Source organism: Actinospica durhamensis (assembly GCF_018139695.1).
Taxonomy (GTDB): domain Bacteria; phylum Actinomycetota; class Actinomycetes; order Streptomycetales; family Catenulisporaceae; genus Actinospica; species Actinospica durhamensis.
The window spans coordinates 1-443 of sequence record NZ_JAGSOG010000757.1; the positions used below are offsets into that span (position 1 = coordinate 1).

At 77.4% G+C, this 443-nt stretch carries 1 pseudogene; it reads right to left on the minus strand.

The window, feature by feature from the left end:
- Positions 1 to 388: pseudogene (locus KDL01_RS42075) on the minus strand (histidine kinase); the annotation flags it as partial.
- Between the last annotated feature and the right edge of the window lie 55 nt (positions 389 to 443).

Genomic DNA, 443 nt, shown 5'->3' on the forward strand with positions numbered 1-443 from the left:
GTGGTCCCTGCTCGTGCTCCGACGGGGCGGCCGTGTCCTCGTCCGTCCGCTCCCGGCGGGTGCGCCGGTCTCCGACCGGGCGTCCGTGGGAGCTGACCAGCTTGGGTGCCCTCCGGCGGGGCAGCGGGACCGGGGCGCTCGTCCGGTCGTCCTCGCCCCGGTCGTCCCCCTCACGGGTGCCGGGGGTCTGCTGATGCTGCTCGCGGTGGCGCCCGGGCCGCTCGTCCTCGGAGCGGGTGAGGGAGCGGTGGGGGCGGAAGAGGCCGCCGTGGCCGCTGTCCTCGTCGCCCAGCGCGCCGGGGAAGTCGTCGAGGGCGTCCAGGTCGACCGGGGATTCCAGTTCCACCGGTCCGTCCAGCAGCGAGGCGGGCAGCCCGGGCCGTTGCACGGGCGTCCGGGAGAGCGCGGCGTCGCGGCTCCGCCCCTTCTTCCCGTCCTCGGCC